The following is a 15,846-nucleotide window of genomic DNA, read 5'->3' as shown; positions in this document are numbered from 1 at the left end:
GGACGGTCCGGGCGCACCCGGACGTGGGAGCCCGAACCCGAATCGGGCATGCCCACACTCACCTCATGCGCGGATCGCCGAAATGTGACGCGGATCCTCGAATTTCCAGGGAACGGCCCGTGACGACCGCGATCGGAGCGTTCGCTCAGCGACCGGGTGCGATACTGGTGCCGCGCGCCCCGTCCCCGCGCTCTCCGCCTCGTTCCCGACCGAAGGCGGTCCCCCGCAGCCGCCGGCCGTGATGCGATCACGCCGCGGATGGCTGCGTCAGCCTGCCTGCCTTCCGCCCCGATGCCCTGCGTCCGCACCCGAAACGAGGATCGCTGTGACCGACGCCGCCGTTCACGCCCTCTCCGACACCGAACTGGTCTCCTTGACCCGTGCGGGCGACCCGCGCGCGTTCGCGGAGCTCTGGAACCGTCACCATGCCGCCGGGCGGAGTTTCGCACGCACGCTGTGCCGCTTCGACGCGGACGATGTGGTCGCCGAGTCGTTCGCCCGCATCTTCCGCGCCACGCGGGCCGGAGGCGGTCCGCAGGCCGGCTTCCGCTCGTACCTGTTCACCAGCATCCGCAACCTCGTGGCCGAGTGGGCTCGCCGCGACCGGGAGACCGCGACTCTGGAACCCGACCTGCTCGAGGACGACCGGTTCTCGGAGAGCAGCATCCTCGCGACGATCGACCGGGACCTGACCGTCCGCGCCTTCCAGACGCTCCCCGAGCGCTGGCAGCAGGCGCTCTGGTACTCCGAGGTGGAGGGGCTGACCAACATCCGCGTCGCCGAGCTGCTCGCGCTGAAGCCGAACGCCGTCGCGCAACTGACCCGGCGCGCCAAGGAGGGGCTCCGGGAGGCCTGGATCCGCGCGCACCTGGCCACGGCCGAGCCCGGTTCCGAGCATGCCTGGGTCATCGACCGACTGGCCGTGCGCGCCCGTCATCGGCTGCCCGGACGCGACTCGCGGCGGTTGGAGGCGCACCTCGACGCCTGCGCAGCCTGCACCCTGGTCGCGGCGGAGGCCGAACAGACGGCCTCCCGGCTGCGCGTGGTGCTCCTCCCGCTGCTGATCGCCGGCGCCGGAGCGGGAGCATTCGATGCATTCGGCCGGGGACCGTCGGCCACCGCGCGCGAGAGCACCGCACGCGAGAGCACCGCACGCGAGAGCCCCGCACGCGAGAGCACCGCACGCGAGAGCCCGGCGCGACGGCTCCGCGGCACGCGTTCGTCGCAACGCCTCCTGCCCCGATGGGGAGGGGCTGTCGCGGTGGGAGTCGCCGGTCTGGTGCTGACGAGCGGGGCCTTCACCACCCCCGTCCCCCTGCTGCCTCCGGACACCCGGTCGCCGGTCCCGGAGAGTTCCGGACCATCGGCACCCTCCGACCTCCCTCTGGAACGCCCCGTCGCCGACTCATCGTCGTCGCGCCGCCCTGCCCCGGACGCCGGCGACGGCGGCCCCGGAGCCGGACGGACCGCGCCCGGTGCAGAGACGTCCGCCCCCGATGCGGAGACGTCCGACGCCTCGCCCGGGGCGCTCCCGGCGGCGCCGCTCCCGACCGCACCCGGCGCGGGCGCGGACGTTCCCGTGCCCCCGCCGGCGCCGCCGACACGACCGGCACCACCGACCTACGCGGTGACCGCGCAGACGACGATGCCGGCCCAGGGCTCGGGCGTCGCCATCGACTCCGCGAGGGGGCTCGTCTACGTCGCCGCACGCTGGGCCGGAGCCGTGTATGTGTACGACGAGACGACGATGGCACTGCTGCGCACGGTCGAAGTGCCGAACGAGCCGTACGGGATCGCCGTCGGCCCGGCCGGGCACGTCTACGTGAGCCAGTACACCGGCAACAACCAGCCGGGAACACTGTCGACGATCGCGCCCGGCGCGACGACCGTGACCTCGACGGTCGCCACGGGACGATCTCCGGTCGGGGTCACCCTCTCGCGCGACGCACGACTGCTGTACGTCGCGAACTACTCGTCGCCCTTCCTCAGTGTCTTCGGCCTGTCGGACGCCGCCGCACCCTCCGCCTCCGCTCCCCTGGGCCTGCAGAACGCCGGGGAGACCGTCGCCCAGAGCCCCGACGCGACGACGCTGTTCGTCGCCAGCCCCCTCTCGAACAGCGTCGAAGTCCTCGATGCGCACACCGGTGCGCACCGCGTGACCTGGACGGGGCTGTCGTCACCGCACCAGGTCGGCCTCAGCGCCGATGCGGAATCGGCGGTCGTCACTCAGCAGCTGGGGACCGCTGCCGCCGTCTTCTCCGTCGCCGCGAACGCCCGGGTCGCCGAGGTCGCCCTCCCGAACGCGTACTACCTGTCGGAGGACCCGGCGCTGGGGCTGCGTTTCGTCAGCCAGCCGTTCACGGCGGGCGGCTCCCTGGCCGTCGTCGACCAGGAGGGCCGGGTGCTGCAGTCGCTCTCCGGGATCACCGGCGCGTACTACACCGCCACCGATCCCGAGACGGGCGTCACGTTCGTCACGTCCCTCTCCTCGAACGCGCTCACGCGAGTGGGCGCCACCGACGGCTGAGCGGGACGCTCAGTCGACCAGGTCGTGGCGGACGACGATCTCGTCGCGGGCCGGGCCCACGCCGATCGCCGAGATGCGGGCGCCGGACATGCGCTCGAGCGTCAGCACGTAGTCCTGCGCGTTCTTCGGCAGATCCTCGAAGGTCCGGGCGCCGCTGATGTCCTCGGTCCAGCCCGGGAACTCCTCATAGATCGGCACCGCGTGGTGGAAGTCGCTCTGCGACGCCGGGACCTCGTCCATGCGCACGCCGTCGACGTCGTAGGCGACGCAGACCGGGATTCGCTCGATGCCGGTGAGGGTGTCGAGCTTGGTCAGCACGAAGTCGGTCACGCCGTTGATGCGCGCGGTGTACCGGGCGACGGGGGCGTCGTACCAGCCGGTGCGGCGCGGGCGGCCGGTGGTGGTGCCGAACTCGAACCCGCGCTCGCGCAGGAACTCGCCCCACTCGTCGAACAGCTCGGTCGGGAACGGGCCGGCGCCGACGCGGGTCGTGTACGCCTTGACGATGCCGATGACGCGGTCGATGCGGTTCGGGCCGATGCCGGAGCCGATGGCCGCGCCGCCCGAGGTCGAGCTGGAGGAGGTGACGAACGGGTAGGTGCCGTGGTCGACGTCGAGCATGGTGGCCTGGCCGCCCTCGAAGAGCACGTACTTGCCGTCCTCGAGCGCGCGGTGCAGCAGCAGGGAGGAGTCGACGACCATCGGGCGCAGGCGCTCGGCGTAGCTCAGCAGCTGCTCGACGATCTCGTCGACCGAGATCGCACGACGGTTGTAGACCTTCACCAGCAGGTGGTTCTTCTGGTCGAGGGCGCCCTCGACCTTCTGGCGCAGGATGTTCTCGTCGAAGAGGTCCTGGATGCGGATGCCGACGCGGTTGATCTTGTCGGCGTAGGTCGGGCCGATGCCGCGGCCGGTGGTGCCGATCTGGCGCTTGCCGAGGAAGCGCTCCGTCACCTTGTCGATGGTGCGGTGGTACTGCGTGATCACGTGGGCGTTGGACGAGACCTTGAGGCGCGAGACGTCGACGCCGCGGGCGATCAGCCCGTCCAGCTCCTCGAAGAGCACCTCGATGTCGACCACCACGCCGTTGGCGATGACCGGGGTCACGCCCTCGGTCAGGATCCCCGACGGCAGGAGGTGAAGCGCGTACTTCTCGTCACCGACGACGACCGTGTGCCCGGCGTTGTTTCCGCCGTTGAACTTCACGACGTAGTCGATGCGGCTGCCGAGGAGGTCGGTCGCTTTGCCTTTGCCTTCGTCGCCCCACTGGGCGCCGATGATCACGATCGCGGGCACTGTCCACGTCCTCTCGATGGATGGGCGCACCGGCGCGTCACACGGACGACCGCTGCACTCGATCCTATCGCGACCCGTCTGCGGGGGCGGTCGAGGGGGTCTGCGGCGGCCCGGGGCCGCGGAACCGAGTCCGGCGTTCCCCGGCACGACCGCCGCTGCGGGGCGCGGTAACATCTGATCGTGCGCATTTCAGTGTTGTTCGGCGGAGCCAGCGAAGAACGGGATGTCTCGATCGCGAGCGCGGCGCAGGTGGTGACGGCGCTCCGCTCCCGCGGACACGACGTCCTCGCGGTCGACACCGCGCACGGAGCCCTCACCGCGGCGGACGAAGAACGCATCCTGACCTCCTCCGTGGCCGTCGAGCCGCCGTCGGGGCAGGAGATCGAGGCGCTCGCGCCGGCGAAGGGGGCGTCGCTCCGCCTGCCCGCCGCGATCGGAGACAGCGACGTGGTGTTCCTCGCCCTGCACGGCGGATCGGGGGAAGACGGACGCATCCAGGCGCTGCTCGATCTCGCGGGACTGCCCTACACGGGCTCCGGTCCGCTGGGGAGCGGGCTGGCCATGGACAAGGACATCGCCAAGACCCTCCTCCGCGCCAATGGAATCGACACCCCCGGCTGGCTCCTGGCGCCGACGACGGCGGAGATCGTCGCCGAGACGCTGAGCTTCCCGGTCGTGGTCAAACCCACGGCTCAGGGTTCTACGGTCGGACTGTCGGTGGTCCGAGCGCCGGAGGAGCTGGCGGCCGCGATCGAGATCGCGTCGCAGTACGGCCCCGCCATGGTCGAGCGCTTCATCCGCGGCCGCGAGCTGACGGTCGGCGTGCTCGACGGAGAGCCTCTCGCGGTCGGAGAGATCCTCCTCCCTCCCGACGCCGCCTTCACCTACGCGGAGAAGTACCAGCCCCACGCGGTCCACGAGCAGTTCCCGGCCGACCTCCCCGACCAGGTCGCCGACGCCGTCCGGGCGGCCGCAGCGCACGCGCACGCCGTCCTGCGGTTGAGCGGGTACAGCCGCTCGGACTTCCGCCTCGACGAGGACGGTCGGCTCTGGATCATCGAAGCCAACAGCCTTCCCGGCATGACCGCGACCAGCCTGCTCCCGCAATCGGCCGCCGTGCTCGGAATCGACTACGCAGAGCTCTGCGAACGCATCTGCCACCTCGCGCTCGAGGGCGATCACTAGGCCCGGCAGCCGCGTTCCGAACCCCCGGCTTGCCGCGAAGGGGACGTGACGCCTTCCCGAGAGCTGAGGAAAGTTCTACATTGTGCGGGTGGCGTCCTTCCTGTACGCGCTGGGCCGGATCGCCTTCCGGCGGCGCCGGAGGGTCCTCGCCCTGTGGCTGCTGGTGGCGGTGCTCATCGGGGCGGGCGGTGCACTGCTCAGCCACGGCACGGACAACACGTTCACCATCCCGGGCACCGAGTCGCAGGAGGCGTTGGATGCGCTCGCCCGCACCTTCCCACAGGTCAGCGGTGCGTCGGCGCAGCTGATCGCGGTCGCTCCGCCCGGAGAGCGGGTCGACGACCCCGCGTTCGAGTCGGCGGTGGAGCAGACGGTCACGGCGATCGGACGCATCCCGCAGGTGACGAGCGCCTCGTCGCCGTACTCCGGACCGTCGACCGGCAATGTGAGCGCGGACGGGTCGGCGGCGCTCGTGCCGATCCAGCTCGCGGTGGCGACGACCGCCGTGCTGCCGTCGACGGCGGACGCGCTGCAGCAGGCGGGCCGCGATCTGGAGAAGCAGCTGCCCGCCGGGTCGCAGGTCGCCGTCGGCGGCCAGGTGTTCTCGTCGTCCCCCGCGGGCATCAGCGTCACCGAGCTGCTCGGCATCCTGATCGCCTTCGTGGTGCTGCTGTTCACCTTCGCCTCGGTGGTCGCAGCGGGGATGCCGCTGATCACCGCGCTGCTCGGCTCGCTGATCTCGCTCTCGCTGATCTTCGCGGCCACCCACTGGCTGACGATCGCATCCACCACGCCACTGCTGGCCCTCATGCTCGGGCTGGCGGTGGGGATCGACTACGCGCTGTTCATCATCTCCCGGCACCAGGAGCAGGTGAAGCACGGGATGGACCCGGAGGAGTCCGCGGCCCGCGCGGTCGCCACGGCCGGGTCCGCCGTGGTGTTCGCCGCGGTCACGGTGATCATCGCGCTGGTCGGGCTCGCCGTCGCGAACATCCCGTTCCTGACGACCATGGGCGTGGCCGCGGCGGGAGGGGTGGCGATCGCCGTGCTGCTGTCGACGACCCTGACCCCCGCGCTGCTCGGTTTCGGGGGGATGCGGGTGGTGGCGAAGCGGTACCGCGCGGGCGGGGCGCCGACGGCGCGGGCCGCGAAGCCGGCGCGGAAGACCCGGCGCGCACGCACGCACCGCCCTCGCGCCGAGCATCCCGTCGCCCTCGGCTGGGTGCGCGGCATCACGCGCTGGCCGCTGGTGACCGTGCTCGCCGTCGTCGTCCTGCTGGGGGTGGCGACGGTGCCGGCGGCCTCGCTCCGGCTCTCGCTCCCCGACGCCGGCTCGCTCGACGAGCAGGAACCGGCACGGATCACCTACGACCTGATCGCCGAGCACTTCGGGCCCGGCTACAACGGCCCCCTGATCGTCACCGGCTCGGTGATCGGAAGCTCCGACCCGGTCGGGTTGATGAACGACCTGGCGGCGGAACTGCGCACCGTCCCCGGCGTCGCGGCCGTGCCCCTGGCGACCCCGAACCCGGACGGGGACACCGGGATCGCCCAGGTGGTCCCGACCGGCGCCCCGGACTCGGAACAGACCCAGGAGCTCGTCGCCACCCTCCGCTCGATGCACGACCACTTCGAGAAGGAGTACGGGATCGACACCGCCGTGACCGGGTACACGGCAGCGGGCATCGACATCTCCGAGCGGCTCGGCGGAGCACTGCTGCCGTTCGCCCTGCTCGTGGTGGGGCTCTCCCTCGTGCTGCTGGCGATGGTGTTCCGGTCGATCGTGGTGCCCGTCACGGCTGCGCTCGGCTACCTGCTCAGCATCGGAACCGCCTTCGGCGTGACCAGTCTCGTCTTCATGAGCGGCTGGCTCGCCGGACCGCTGCACGTCGCCCACCTGGGCTCGATCATCAGCTTCATGCCGATCATCCTGATGGGGGTGCTGTTCGGCCTCGCGATGGACTACGAGGTGTTCCTGGCCAGCCGGATGCGCGAGGAGCATGTCCGTGGAGCGGCCCCGACCGCAGCCGTGCACGGCGGGTTCGTCGGCTCCGCGCGGGTGGTGACCGCCGCCGCGGCGATCATGTTCGCGGTCTTCGCGGCGTTCATCCCCGAGGGCGACGCGAGCATCCAGCCGATCGCGCTGGGCCTGGCGGTCGGCGTGGTGGTCGACGCGTTCATCGTGCGCATGACGCTGATCCCCGCGGTGCTCGTGCTCGCCGGCCGCGCCGCCTGGTGGATGCCGCGCGGGCTCGACCGGGTGCTCCCGCACTTCGACATCGAGGGGGACGCCCTGCAGCGCGGGCTCGAGGCGGCCGACTGGCCCGAGCCGGGCGATCGGATCGCGATCGCCGCCGAGCACGCACAGCTGGGCGCCCACGGCCGCACGGTCGTGACGGTGGATGCGCTGGTCCCGGCAGGCGACGTACTGCTGGTGCGCGAGGAGGATCCGGTCGCCCTCGGCGCGGCGCTGTACGGGATCGCCGGGCGCGGGCCGATGAACGGCGGGCGGCTGAAGGTCGCCGGTCTGGTGCTGCCGGTCCGGCGGAGCGCCGTGCGGGCACGCGTCGGGGTCGCGCGCGTGGGAGACGGCGCCGACCCGATCGCGGCCGTGCGGATCGCGCTGTCGGGCGCCCCGCGCATCCTGGTCGTCGACGGGGCGGACCGCACGGCGGGCGAGGCCGCGCACGCCGAGCTCGCGGTCGCACTCGACCGCGCGTGGACCGACGCGCGCGACGCCGGACGCCCGCTCACGCTCGTACTGGGAGGCGGCCCGGCGGCCGATCTGAACGCCCTTGCGCCGCTCGGGGCGGTGCAGCACGTGACACCGCCCGGCGCCCCGCCACCCGAGCCGTCCGCGGGGAGCGCCCCGCCCATCCAGGAACCGGAGCCCCAGCCATGAGACGCACGCCCTTCTCCGCCCGGGCCGGCACGGAGCGGCTGACCCCTCTCACCCTCACCGGGCTCGCCCTCGTCCCGCTGATCGTCGCCGGCGTGCTCGCGTGGGCGCTCTGGGCCCCGGGGCAGGACCTCGACCGCGTCACCGCCGCCATCGTCAACGACGACACGCCTGTGACGGTGAACGGGACGACCGTTCCGCTGGGACGGCAGTTCGCCGGGGCGCTGATGTCGGGAGGGAGCGCGACGGTGTCGTCCGGGTCGCCATCGACCGCGTCCGGAACGACCGCGACCCCGAAACCCACGACGACCGCCGCTCCCGCGCCCGCCACGACGGCGACACCGACGCCGACCTCCACCGCCTCCCCGGCCGAGGCGCCGCCCGCCGCGGACCCGCAGAACTTCGACTGGGTGCTCACCAACGACACCGAAGCGGCCTCGGGGCTGACCAGCGGGCGGTACGCGGCCGTGGTCACGATCCCCTCGTCGTTCTCGGCGAACGCGCTCTCTTTCTCCGGACCCGCCGCCCAGGCGAAGCAGGCCGCCATCACCGTCCGGACGGGCGCGGCCGTCGCCCTCCTGGATCCGGCTCTCACCGCCGCCCTCACCCAGACCGCCACCGCTGCGCTGGGGCGCCAGCTCACGGTGCAATATCTCGGAAACGTGTATCAGGGGTTCAACACCATCAACGCGCAGATCGGCACGGCGGCATCGGGAGCGGCGGGCCTCGCCTCGGGGGCGGACTCGCTCGCCCAGGGGACGCAGCAGCTCGCCGCAGGCGCCGCGAGCCTCGCCTCCGGCACGCAGTCCCTGGACTCCGGGGCGCAGTCCCTCGCCGCGGGACTCGGGACCCTGAGCGCGCAGACCGCCGCGCTCCCCGCCCAGTCCGCGCAGCTGGCGCGGGGAGCGGCGGCGGTGGCGGGAGCGACGGACGCGGCAGCGGCGAAGACCTCCGCCGTCGTCGCCTCCCTCACACAGGCGCAAGCGCAGGCCTGCCCGGGCGTGCTCTGCGCCGCGGTGACCGACGCGCTGACGAAGGCGACCGCCGCGAACGACGGCATCGGCACGCTGGACGCGGTCGCGGACGGTGTCGCGACCGGCAACCAGCAGCTCGCGGCCGCTCTCCCCCGGGTCGTCGACGGCATCGACCAGTCCGCCGCCGGCGCCGCACAACTCGCGAGCGGAGCAGCGCAGACCAGCAGCGGTGCGGCCTCGGTCAGCAGCGGCGCCGCCTCCACGGCGAGCGGAGCCGCCCAGGTCGACGCGGGCTCCCAGCAGCTGGCGAGCGGTCTCACCTCGGCCGTGAAGAGCATCCCGACATACTCCGACGCCGATATCGCGACGCTGACCGGCGTGGTCTCGCAGCCCGTCGTGGCGACGCAGGAGGCGCCTCCGCCCGGTGTCGCGACGCTCCCGCTCTTCCTCGTGCTCGCGCTCTGGGTGGGGGCGATGGCGACGGCGTACGCGCGGCGAGCGGTTCCGGGGCGCGACCTGCTGACCACGGCGCCGTCGCTCGGCATCGCCCTGCGCAGTGCGGGCGTCACGGCTCTGATCGGCGCAGGTGAGGGCCTGCTCGCCGCCGGTCTCGCCCAGTTCTGGCTCGGGCTGCGGCCCGACCTGTGGCTCGAGCTCGGCCTCGCCGCCGCGTTCGCCGGGGCCGTGTTCTGCCTGATCAACCAGGCGCTGGCGGCCGCGTTCGGCGGCGTGGGACGTCTGCTCGCGCTCGCCGTCGGGCTGCTCGCCCTCGTGGCCGGGATGTCGTCGACGGTGCCGCCTCCCGTCGCCTCGCTCGCCGGGGCGATGCCGACCGCGCCCGCACTGTCCATGCTGCGGGCGATCGCCTCGGGGGATCCGGGCGGGGCTTGGGGCGGGGCGGGCCTGCTCCTGCTCGTTGCCGTCGTCGCGCTCGCGCTGCTGTTCGCGGCGATCGCCGCTCGCCGAACCGTCCGTCTGCGCGACTTCGCCCCCCACCCGCGCCCCGCCTGACCATCCCCCGCTCCCTCTCTGTTCCCTCCCCGTTCCCTCTCTCACCGAGGTTCACGTTGTTGCCCTCATTTCGGCGAAATGAGCGCAACAACGTGAACCTCGGCGGGGAGGGGTCGCGCTAAGTTGCACATGAGTGTGCAAGAAGCGTAGGATCGAGGCATGCCCGCCTCCCCCGCCCGTGCCCCGCGACGCGATGCCGCCGCGAACCGGGAGGCCCTCCTCGTCGCCGCGGCGGCGGCCCTGAACGAGGACATCGACGCCTCCCTCGAGACCATCGCCGCGCGCGCCGGCCTCAGCCGCCGCGCGCTCTACGGCCACTTCGCCAACCGCGACGACCTGCTGGTGGACGTGTTCACCCGCGGAGCCGCCCGCCTGGCCGCCCTGCTCGACCCGGTGTCGCACCCCGACGCCCGAGTGGAGATCGCCCTCTTCGGCGCGACGCTCTGGGCCGAGGTCGAGCACATCCGGGTCAGCGCAGCGCTCGCCGTGCGCGGCCCGCACCGCCAGATGGTCGCGACCGCCCTCGACCCGGCCCGCGCCCGGTTGCGCTCCACGATCGAGCGCGGGATGTCCAGCGGGCAGGTGCGCACCGACCTCGACCGCGAGACCGTCACCCGACTGGTCGAGAACGCGGCCGTCGCCGTGCTCGACGAGGCCACCCGGGCCGGGCTCTCCCGCGAGGCCGGCCATCGGCTCGTCATGCTCGCCGGGCTCGGCGCCGCCGGACTCGGCTGGCAGGAGGCCGACGCGCTGATCGACAGCACCCCCGAACTCGCATTCGTCCCGGAAGAGGATCGTGCGCCGCAGAACGGCCGCATCCCGGAGGAGAACCGATGAAGATCGCACTCGACTCGGTCGCGAAGGGCCCGCGCAACGCCGCCCTCCCGCCGACCAGCGTCGCCTACGCCACCGGGCAGGCCGTGCTCGCCCGCGCCGAGACGGAGCAGCGCCCGACCGTGCTCGGACTGATCGCCTCCGGCCGGATGCGCCCGGACGCCGGGGTCGTCACGATCGACGGCGCCACCGACTACCGCGCGATGCGCCGCCGGATCGCCCTGATCGACGCCCCCGACGTCTGCGAGCCCGCAGCCGACGTGACCGTGGCCGGGATCGTCGCCGAAGAGCTCATGTTCGCCGGCCGCCCCTCCCACCCGATCGCCGTCAACAAGCGGCTGAATGAACTGGGCGCGTCCGAGTACGCGCGCTGGGGCATCGGCACCGTCCCGCCGACCGTGCGCATCCGGCTGCTCGCCGAACTCGCGCTGATGCGGGAGGGCGTCGACGGCCTCGTGATCGTCTCGCCCGACCGGCACGGCGGCGACCCCAACGAATGGTGGGTGTTCGCCCGCGAGCTCGCCGGGCGCGGCATCGCCGTTCTCGTCGTCGCGGGCGACGCCTCCGCCGCGGCCATCGCCGCCGCCTCCCTCGTCTCGCGACTCGACGAGACCGCCACCGCACCCGCGACCTTCGACGAAGACCCGGGCCGCGACGACACCGACGACCTTCCCGACCTGATCGTGGAGAACGCATGAAGATCCCCCAGATGATCGCGGCGGAGTTCCGCCGCCTGACCGCCAACCCGATGGCCATCGTGGCGCTCATCGCGCTCATGGCCGTGCCGGTGCTCTACGGCGGCCTGTACCTGTGGGCCAACCAGAACCCGTACGCCAATCTGAACAAGATCCCGGCCGCGATCGTCGTGGACGACACCGGCACGACGGTCGACGGCAAGGACATCAACTACGGTCACCAGGTGGCCGATCAGCTCGTCGACGACGGCTCGTTCGACTGGCACATCGTGGAGTCCGGGTCCGCCGCCAGCGGCGTCGACGACTCCAAATACGACTTCAGCATCACGTTCCCGTCGGACTTCTCGTCCGCGCTCGCCTCGGCGTCCGGATCGAGCCCGCATCGCGCGGTGGTGACGCTCACGACCAACGACACCAACAGCTACCTGGCGTCGACGATCGGCACCCAGGCGGCCGAGAAGATCCGCACCTCCATCGTCAAGCAGGTGAACCAGCAGGCGGCGGAGCAGTTCCTCCTCGGGCTGGCGGACATCCGCTCCAGCCTGGTGAAGGCGGCGGACGGCGCGAGCCAGCTCGTCGACGGCAGCGCGACCGCGCAGTCCGGAGCCTCCGCGCTCGCGGACGGCACGGCCCAGCTCTCGACCGGATCGCAGACGCTGGCCGGATCGCTCGGCCAGCTCGCCTCCGGCGCCCAGCAGGTCAGCGACGGGGCGGCGAAGGTCGCCTCCGGCAACGATCAGCTCGCCGCGAAGGCGACCCAGGCCGGGCAGGTCGCAGCCCAGCTCGCCGCCGACGCCCCCGCCGTCGGTCAGAAGCTGCTGGCGCAACTGGAGGCCGACAAGGTCGATCCGGCGATCATCGCGCAGGTGCAGGCGGCTCTCGGGGACATCGACACCAAGGTGCAGTCGGGCAACAGCCAGATCCAGTCCGCCGTCGGCCAGGTCAACCAGCTCGCCGCCGGCGCCGACCAGGTCGCGAGCGGCGCCTCCCAGGTCGCAAGCGGCTCGGCGCAGGCCCAGGCCGGTGCGTCCCAGCTCGCCACCGGTGCGGGATCCGCGGCGAGCGGCGCCGCACAGCTGCGCGACGGACTCACCACGCTGCACGACGGCACCACCACACTGAGCAACGGCCTCCAGGACGGTGTGAAGCAGATCCCCGACAACTCCCCCGAGCTGCAGAAGAAGCAGGCGTCCACGATCTCGGATCCGGTGAACCTCAAGAACGACAGCATCACCTCCGCCGGGACCTACGGCGCCGGCCTCGCGCCGTTCTTCGTCGCCCTGGCCGGGTGGATCGGCATCTACGCGCTGTTCCTGATCGTGAAGCCGGTCTCGCGCCGCGCGATCACCGCGCTGCACTCGCCCGTGAAGATCACGCTCGCGGGCTGGCTCACGCCGGGCTTGCTCGGCGCGATCCAGATGGTCGGCCTGTTCGCGATCGTCGCGGGAGCACTCGGGTTCCGCATCGACAACCCGGTCGGGATGTACGGATTGATGGCGCTGGCGTCTCTGACCTTCGCGGCCATCATCCTGACGCTCAACGTCTGGCTGGGCAGCGTCGGACAGTTCCTCGGCCTGGTGCTGATGGTGCTGCAGCTGGTGACCGCGGGAGGCACGTTCCCCTGGCAGACGCTGCCCGGGCCGTTGGCGGCGCTGCACCATGTGCTCCCGATGTCGTACGCGGTCGACGGGATCCGCCAGCTCATGTACGGCGGCAACCCGGCGACCGCCTGGGCGGACGCGGGAGTCCTCGGGCTCTGGCTGCTGATCGCCCTGCTGCTGGCGGCGATCGGGGTGACGCGGATGACGCACTTCCGCACCCTGCGCGACCTGCGGCCGTCGCTGATCGGGTAGCGCCGTCCGATCGGTGACGGACCGCCGAGGGCGCCCGGCCCCGTCACCGGCGCGCGCTAGGCTCGGCGCGTGACCGCCTCCCACCGCATCCTGCACCTCAGCGACACCCACCTCTTCGGCGACGGAACCCTGCACTACGGGCTCGTCGACACCCGCGTCGCCCTCGAGCGGGTGCTCGAACGGGCGGCATCGCTGGGCACGGTGGATGCGGTCGTCGTCTCCGGCGACCTGTCCGAGGACGGGTCGGCCGAGTCGTACCGGATCCTCGCCGGGCTGGTCGAGCCGTGGGCGGCCGAGCGCGGGGCGCAGGTCGTGTACGCGATGGGCAACCACGACCTCCCGGAACCGTTCGAGGAGGTCCTCGGCGAGCGCGAGACCGTCGTGGAGGTGCGCGGGCTGCGGATCGTCACCCTCGACTCCACGGTTCCCGGCGCCGGCTACGGGTCGATCGGGGCGGAGCAGCTGGAACGGCTGCGCGAGATCCTGTCGGAGTCGGCCGAGCACGGCACCGTCGTCGTGCTTCACCATCCGCCGACGCCTCCGACGACCGGGCTCTTCGAGAGCCTGCGGCTCGTGGACCCGGAACCGCTGCTCGAGGCGTGCCGCGAAGGCGACGTGCGGGCGATCCTCGCCGGGCACTACCACCACGCGCTCGCGACCGAGACCGACCCCGGCTACATCCCGCTCATCGTCGCCCCGGCCGTCGCGAACACGGTCGACGTGCTGTGGTCCGAGCCCGGCGACCGTGCCGTGCGTGGTTCGGGACTCGCGCTCGTGGACCTCCCCGACGACGAACCCGTGCGCGCCCACTTCGTCACGGCTCCGGCGGGAGACGACGGCGACCTGGTCTACGTGCTCAGCCCGACGGACGTCGAGCGCATCGCCGAGACCACCGGGTGGCAGGGCGAGGGATGAGCACCCCGGCCGGCTACTCCGGCACGCCGCTGTGGAAGAAGCTCGGGTTGAAGCCCGGGATGCGCGCCCAGCTGCTGCACGCGGACGCCGGCTGGAGCATCCCCCTCGACGGCCCCGGATCTCCCGCGCCGATCGAGTGGCTCGATCCGGGCGACGACGGCCCGGCCGGGCTGGTGCTCGCGTTCTACCGCGAGGCGGCGGAGTACCTCGCCGAGCTCGACGCGGTCGGTGCACGCATCCGGCCCGACGGGATGCTGTGGGCCGCCTGGCCGCGCAAGGCCGCCGGACACGTGAGCGACATCGACGAGAACCTCCTGCGCGACGCCGCACTCGACCGCGGCCTGGTCGACGTGAAGGTGGCCGCGATCTCGACCGACTGGTCCGGCCTCAAGATCGTCTGGCGCCGCGAGAACCGCTGACCCCTCGCCCGCCCGGCCGCCGCCCCCGCGAGATTTGGACCGAATCGCGTGAAAGAGCGACCGATTCGCGACATTTGGTCCAAATCGCGCCGGGGTCAGAAGGGGACGTGCTGCAGGATCCAGGCGTGCATGGCGACCGCGGCGGCCGCCGACGCGTTGATCGAGCGGGTGGAGCCGAACTGCGAGATCTCGACCACGGCATCGGCCGCGTCGATCGCCGGCTGCGAGAGTCCCGGGCCCTCCTGCCCGAACAGCAGCACGCACTCGCGCGGGAGGGCGAACGTCTCGATCAGCACGGAGCCCGGCACGTTGTCGATCGCGATGATCGGGAGACCGGCCTCCCTCGCCCACGCGACGAACGCCTCCACGTCGTCGTGATGACGGACGTGCTGGTAGCGGTCGGTCACCATCGCGCCGCGCTTGTTCCAGCGCCGGCGGCCGATGATGTGGACGGTGTCGGCCGCGAAGGCGTTGGCGCTGCGCACGATGGAGCCGATGTTCATGTCGTGCTGCCAGTTCTCGATCGCGACGTGGAACGGATGGCGGTGCTCGTCGAGATCGGCGACGATCGCGTCCATCCGCCAGTACCGGTAGCGGTCGATCACGTTGCGGGTGTCGCCGTGACGCAGCAGCTCGGGATCGTAGTGGCCGCCCTCGGGCCAGGCGCCCGGCCAGGGGCCCACGCCATGCGTGCTGAGCTCGTGCGACGGTCCGGGCTGATCCACCCCGCCAGCGTAGCCGCGCGAGAGGAGGGTGACGAACCGTAACAACGCGTACCACGACCGCCGGGGGACGCTACTGTCGGCACGACCCCGTCTCTCACCCGAAAGGCAGTACCCGCACCGTGTGGAACAACCTCTGGAACGTCATCTGGCTCATCTTCGTGGCCTTCGCGTTCATCTCGTACCTCTTCGCCCTGTTCGCCGTGATCGGTGATCTCTTCCGCGACCACAAACTGAACGGGTGGTGGAAGGCGCTCTGGGTGCTCTTCCTCGTCTTCCTGCCGTTCCTGACCGTGCTGGTGTATCTGATCGCCCGCGGGCGCGGCATGGCCGAACGCGGGGCCGTCAGCGCCAAGGCGGCACAGGAGCAGACCGACTCCTACATCCGCTCGGTCGCCCTGTCCAGCCCGGTCGATGAAATCGCGCGAGCCAAGGGTCTGCTCGACAGCGGGGCCATCACCCCCGCCGAGTTCGAGGCGTTGAAGGCGAAGGCTCTGGCCTGACCGGTCCGTGCGA

Annotated in this window: 12 protein-coding genes; 10 read left to right on the top strand and 2 right to left on the bottom strand. The window is 72.1% G+C overall.

What is annotated here, in order from left to right; genetic code table 11:
* The first annotated feature begins 325 nt into the window (after positions 1-325).
* Positions 326-2,527 (top strand): sigma-70 family RNA polymerase sigma factor, encoded by a 2,202-nt coding sequence (locus U870_RS23235; RefSeq protein ID WP_025158197.1) that lies wholly within the window; start codon positions 326-328, stop codon positions 2,525-2,527.
* A 9-nt stretch (positions 2,528-2,536) separates the two neighbouring features.
* On the opposite strand, the gene U870_RS0114975 is transcribed toward U870_RS23235, so the two are convergent.
* Positions 2,537-3,823 (bottom strand): adenylosuccinate synthase, encoded by a 1,287-nt coding sequence (locus tag U870_RS0114975; RefSeq protein ID WP_025158196.1) that lies wholly within the window; start codon positions 3,821-3,823, stop codon positions 2,537-2,539.
* 180 nt (positions 3,824-4,003) lie between these two features.
* On the opposite strand from U870_RS0114975, the gene U870_RS0114970 reads away from it, so the two are divergent.
* From U870_RS0114970 to U870_RS0114935, 8 genes are all read left to right on the top strand, one after another.
* Positions 4,004-5,008 (top strand): D-alanine--D-alanine ligase family protein, encoded by a 1,005-nt coding sequence (locus tag U870_RS0114970; protein ID WP_025158195.1) that lies wholly within the window; start codon positions 4,004-4,006, stop codon positions 5,006-5,008.
* A gap of 88 nt (positions 5,009-5,096) precedes the next feature.
* On the top strand, positions 5,097-7,910 hold the full coding sequence (locus U870_RS0114965; protein WP_025158194.1) for an MMPL family transporter: 2,814 nt from the start codon (positions 5,097-5,099) through the stop codon (positions 7,908-7,910).
* Positions 7,907-9,892, top strand: coding sequence for a hypothetical protein (locus U870_RS22670; protein WP_025158193.1), 1,986 nt, complete (start codon positions 7,907-7,909; stop codon positions 9,890-9,892). The genes U870_RS0114965 and U870_RS22670 overlap by 4 nt, the downstream gene beginning before the upstream one ends.
* Before the next feature lie 159 nt (positions 9,893-10,051).
* Entirely contained in the window at positions 10,052-10,729 is a 678-nt protein-coding gene (locus U870_RS0114955) for a TetR/AcrR family transcriptional regulator (RefSeq protein WP_025158192.1), read from the top strand.
* The gene (locus U870_RS0114950; RefSeq protein ID WP_025158191.1) at positions 10,726-11,424 is read left to right on the top strand and encodes a hypothetical protein; all 699 of its coding nucleotides are present in this window, start codon (positions 10,726-10,728) and stop codon (positions 11,422-11,424) included. The genes U870_RS0114955 and U870_RS0114950 overlap by 4 nt, the downstream gene beginning before the upstream one ends.
* The gene (locus U870_RS0114945; RefSeq protein ID WP_025158190.1) at positions 11,421-13,274 is read left to right on the top strand and encodes a YhgE/Pip family protein; all 1,854 of its coding nucleotides are present in this window, start codon (positions 11,421-11,423) and stop codon (positions 13,272-13,274) included. Before U870_RS0114950 ends, U870_RS0114945 begins: the two co-directional genes overlap by 4 nt.
* Positions 13,275-13,343: 69 nt before the next feature.
* Positions 13,344-14,189, top strand: a complete 846-nt coding sequence (locus U870_RS0114940) for a metallophosphoesterase (protein ID WP_025158189.1) — start codon at positions 13,344-13,346, stop codon at positions 14,187-14,189.
* The gene (locus tag U870_RS0114935) at positions 14,186-14,608 is read left to right on the top strand and encodes a DUF3052 family protein (protein WP_025158188.1); all 423 of its coding nucleotides are present in this window, start codon (positions 14,186-14,188) and stop codon (positions 14,606-14,608) included. The genes U870_RS0114940 and U870_RS0114935 overlap by 4 nt, the downstream gene beginning before the upstream one ends.
* Before the next feature lie 95 nt (positions 14,609-14,703).
* Here U870_RS0114935 and U870_RS0114930 read toward each other — a convergent pair whose 3' ends face one another.
* Positions 14,704-15,333 (bottom strand): TrmH family RNA methyltransferase, encoded by a 630-nt coding sequence (locus U870_RS0114930; RefSeq protein ID WP_025158187.1) that lies wholly within the window; start codon positions 15,331-15,333, stop codon positions 14,704-14,706.
* Between the two features lie 119 nt (positions 15,334-15,452).
* On the opposite strand from U870_RS0114930, the gene U870_RS0114925 reads away from it, so the two are divergent.
* Complete coding sequence (locus U870_RS0114925) at positions 15,453-15,833, top strand: SHOCT domain-containing protein (RefSeq protein ID WP_025158186.1); 381 nt, start codon at positions 15,453-15,455, stop codon at positions 15,831-15,833.
* The last annotated feature ends 13 nt before the right edge of the window (positions 15,834-15,846 follow it).

Origin of the sequence: Leifsonia aquatica H1aii (assembly GCF_000633535.1) — a bacterium.
GTDB classification, from domain to species: domain Bacteria; phylum Actinomycetota; class Actinomycetes; order Actinomycetales; family Microbacteriaceae; genus Leifsonia; species Leifsonia aquatica_A.
The sequence above is the reverse complement of the archived record's forward strand: the minus strand, read 5'-3'. Positions and strand labels throughout refer to the sequence as shown.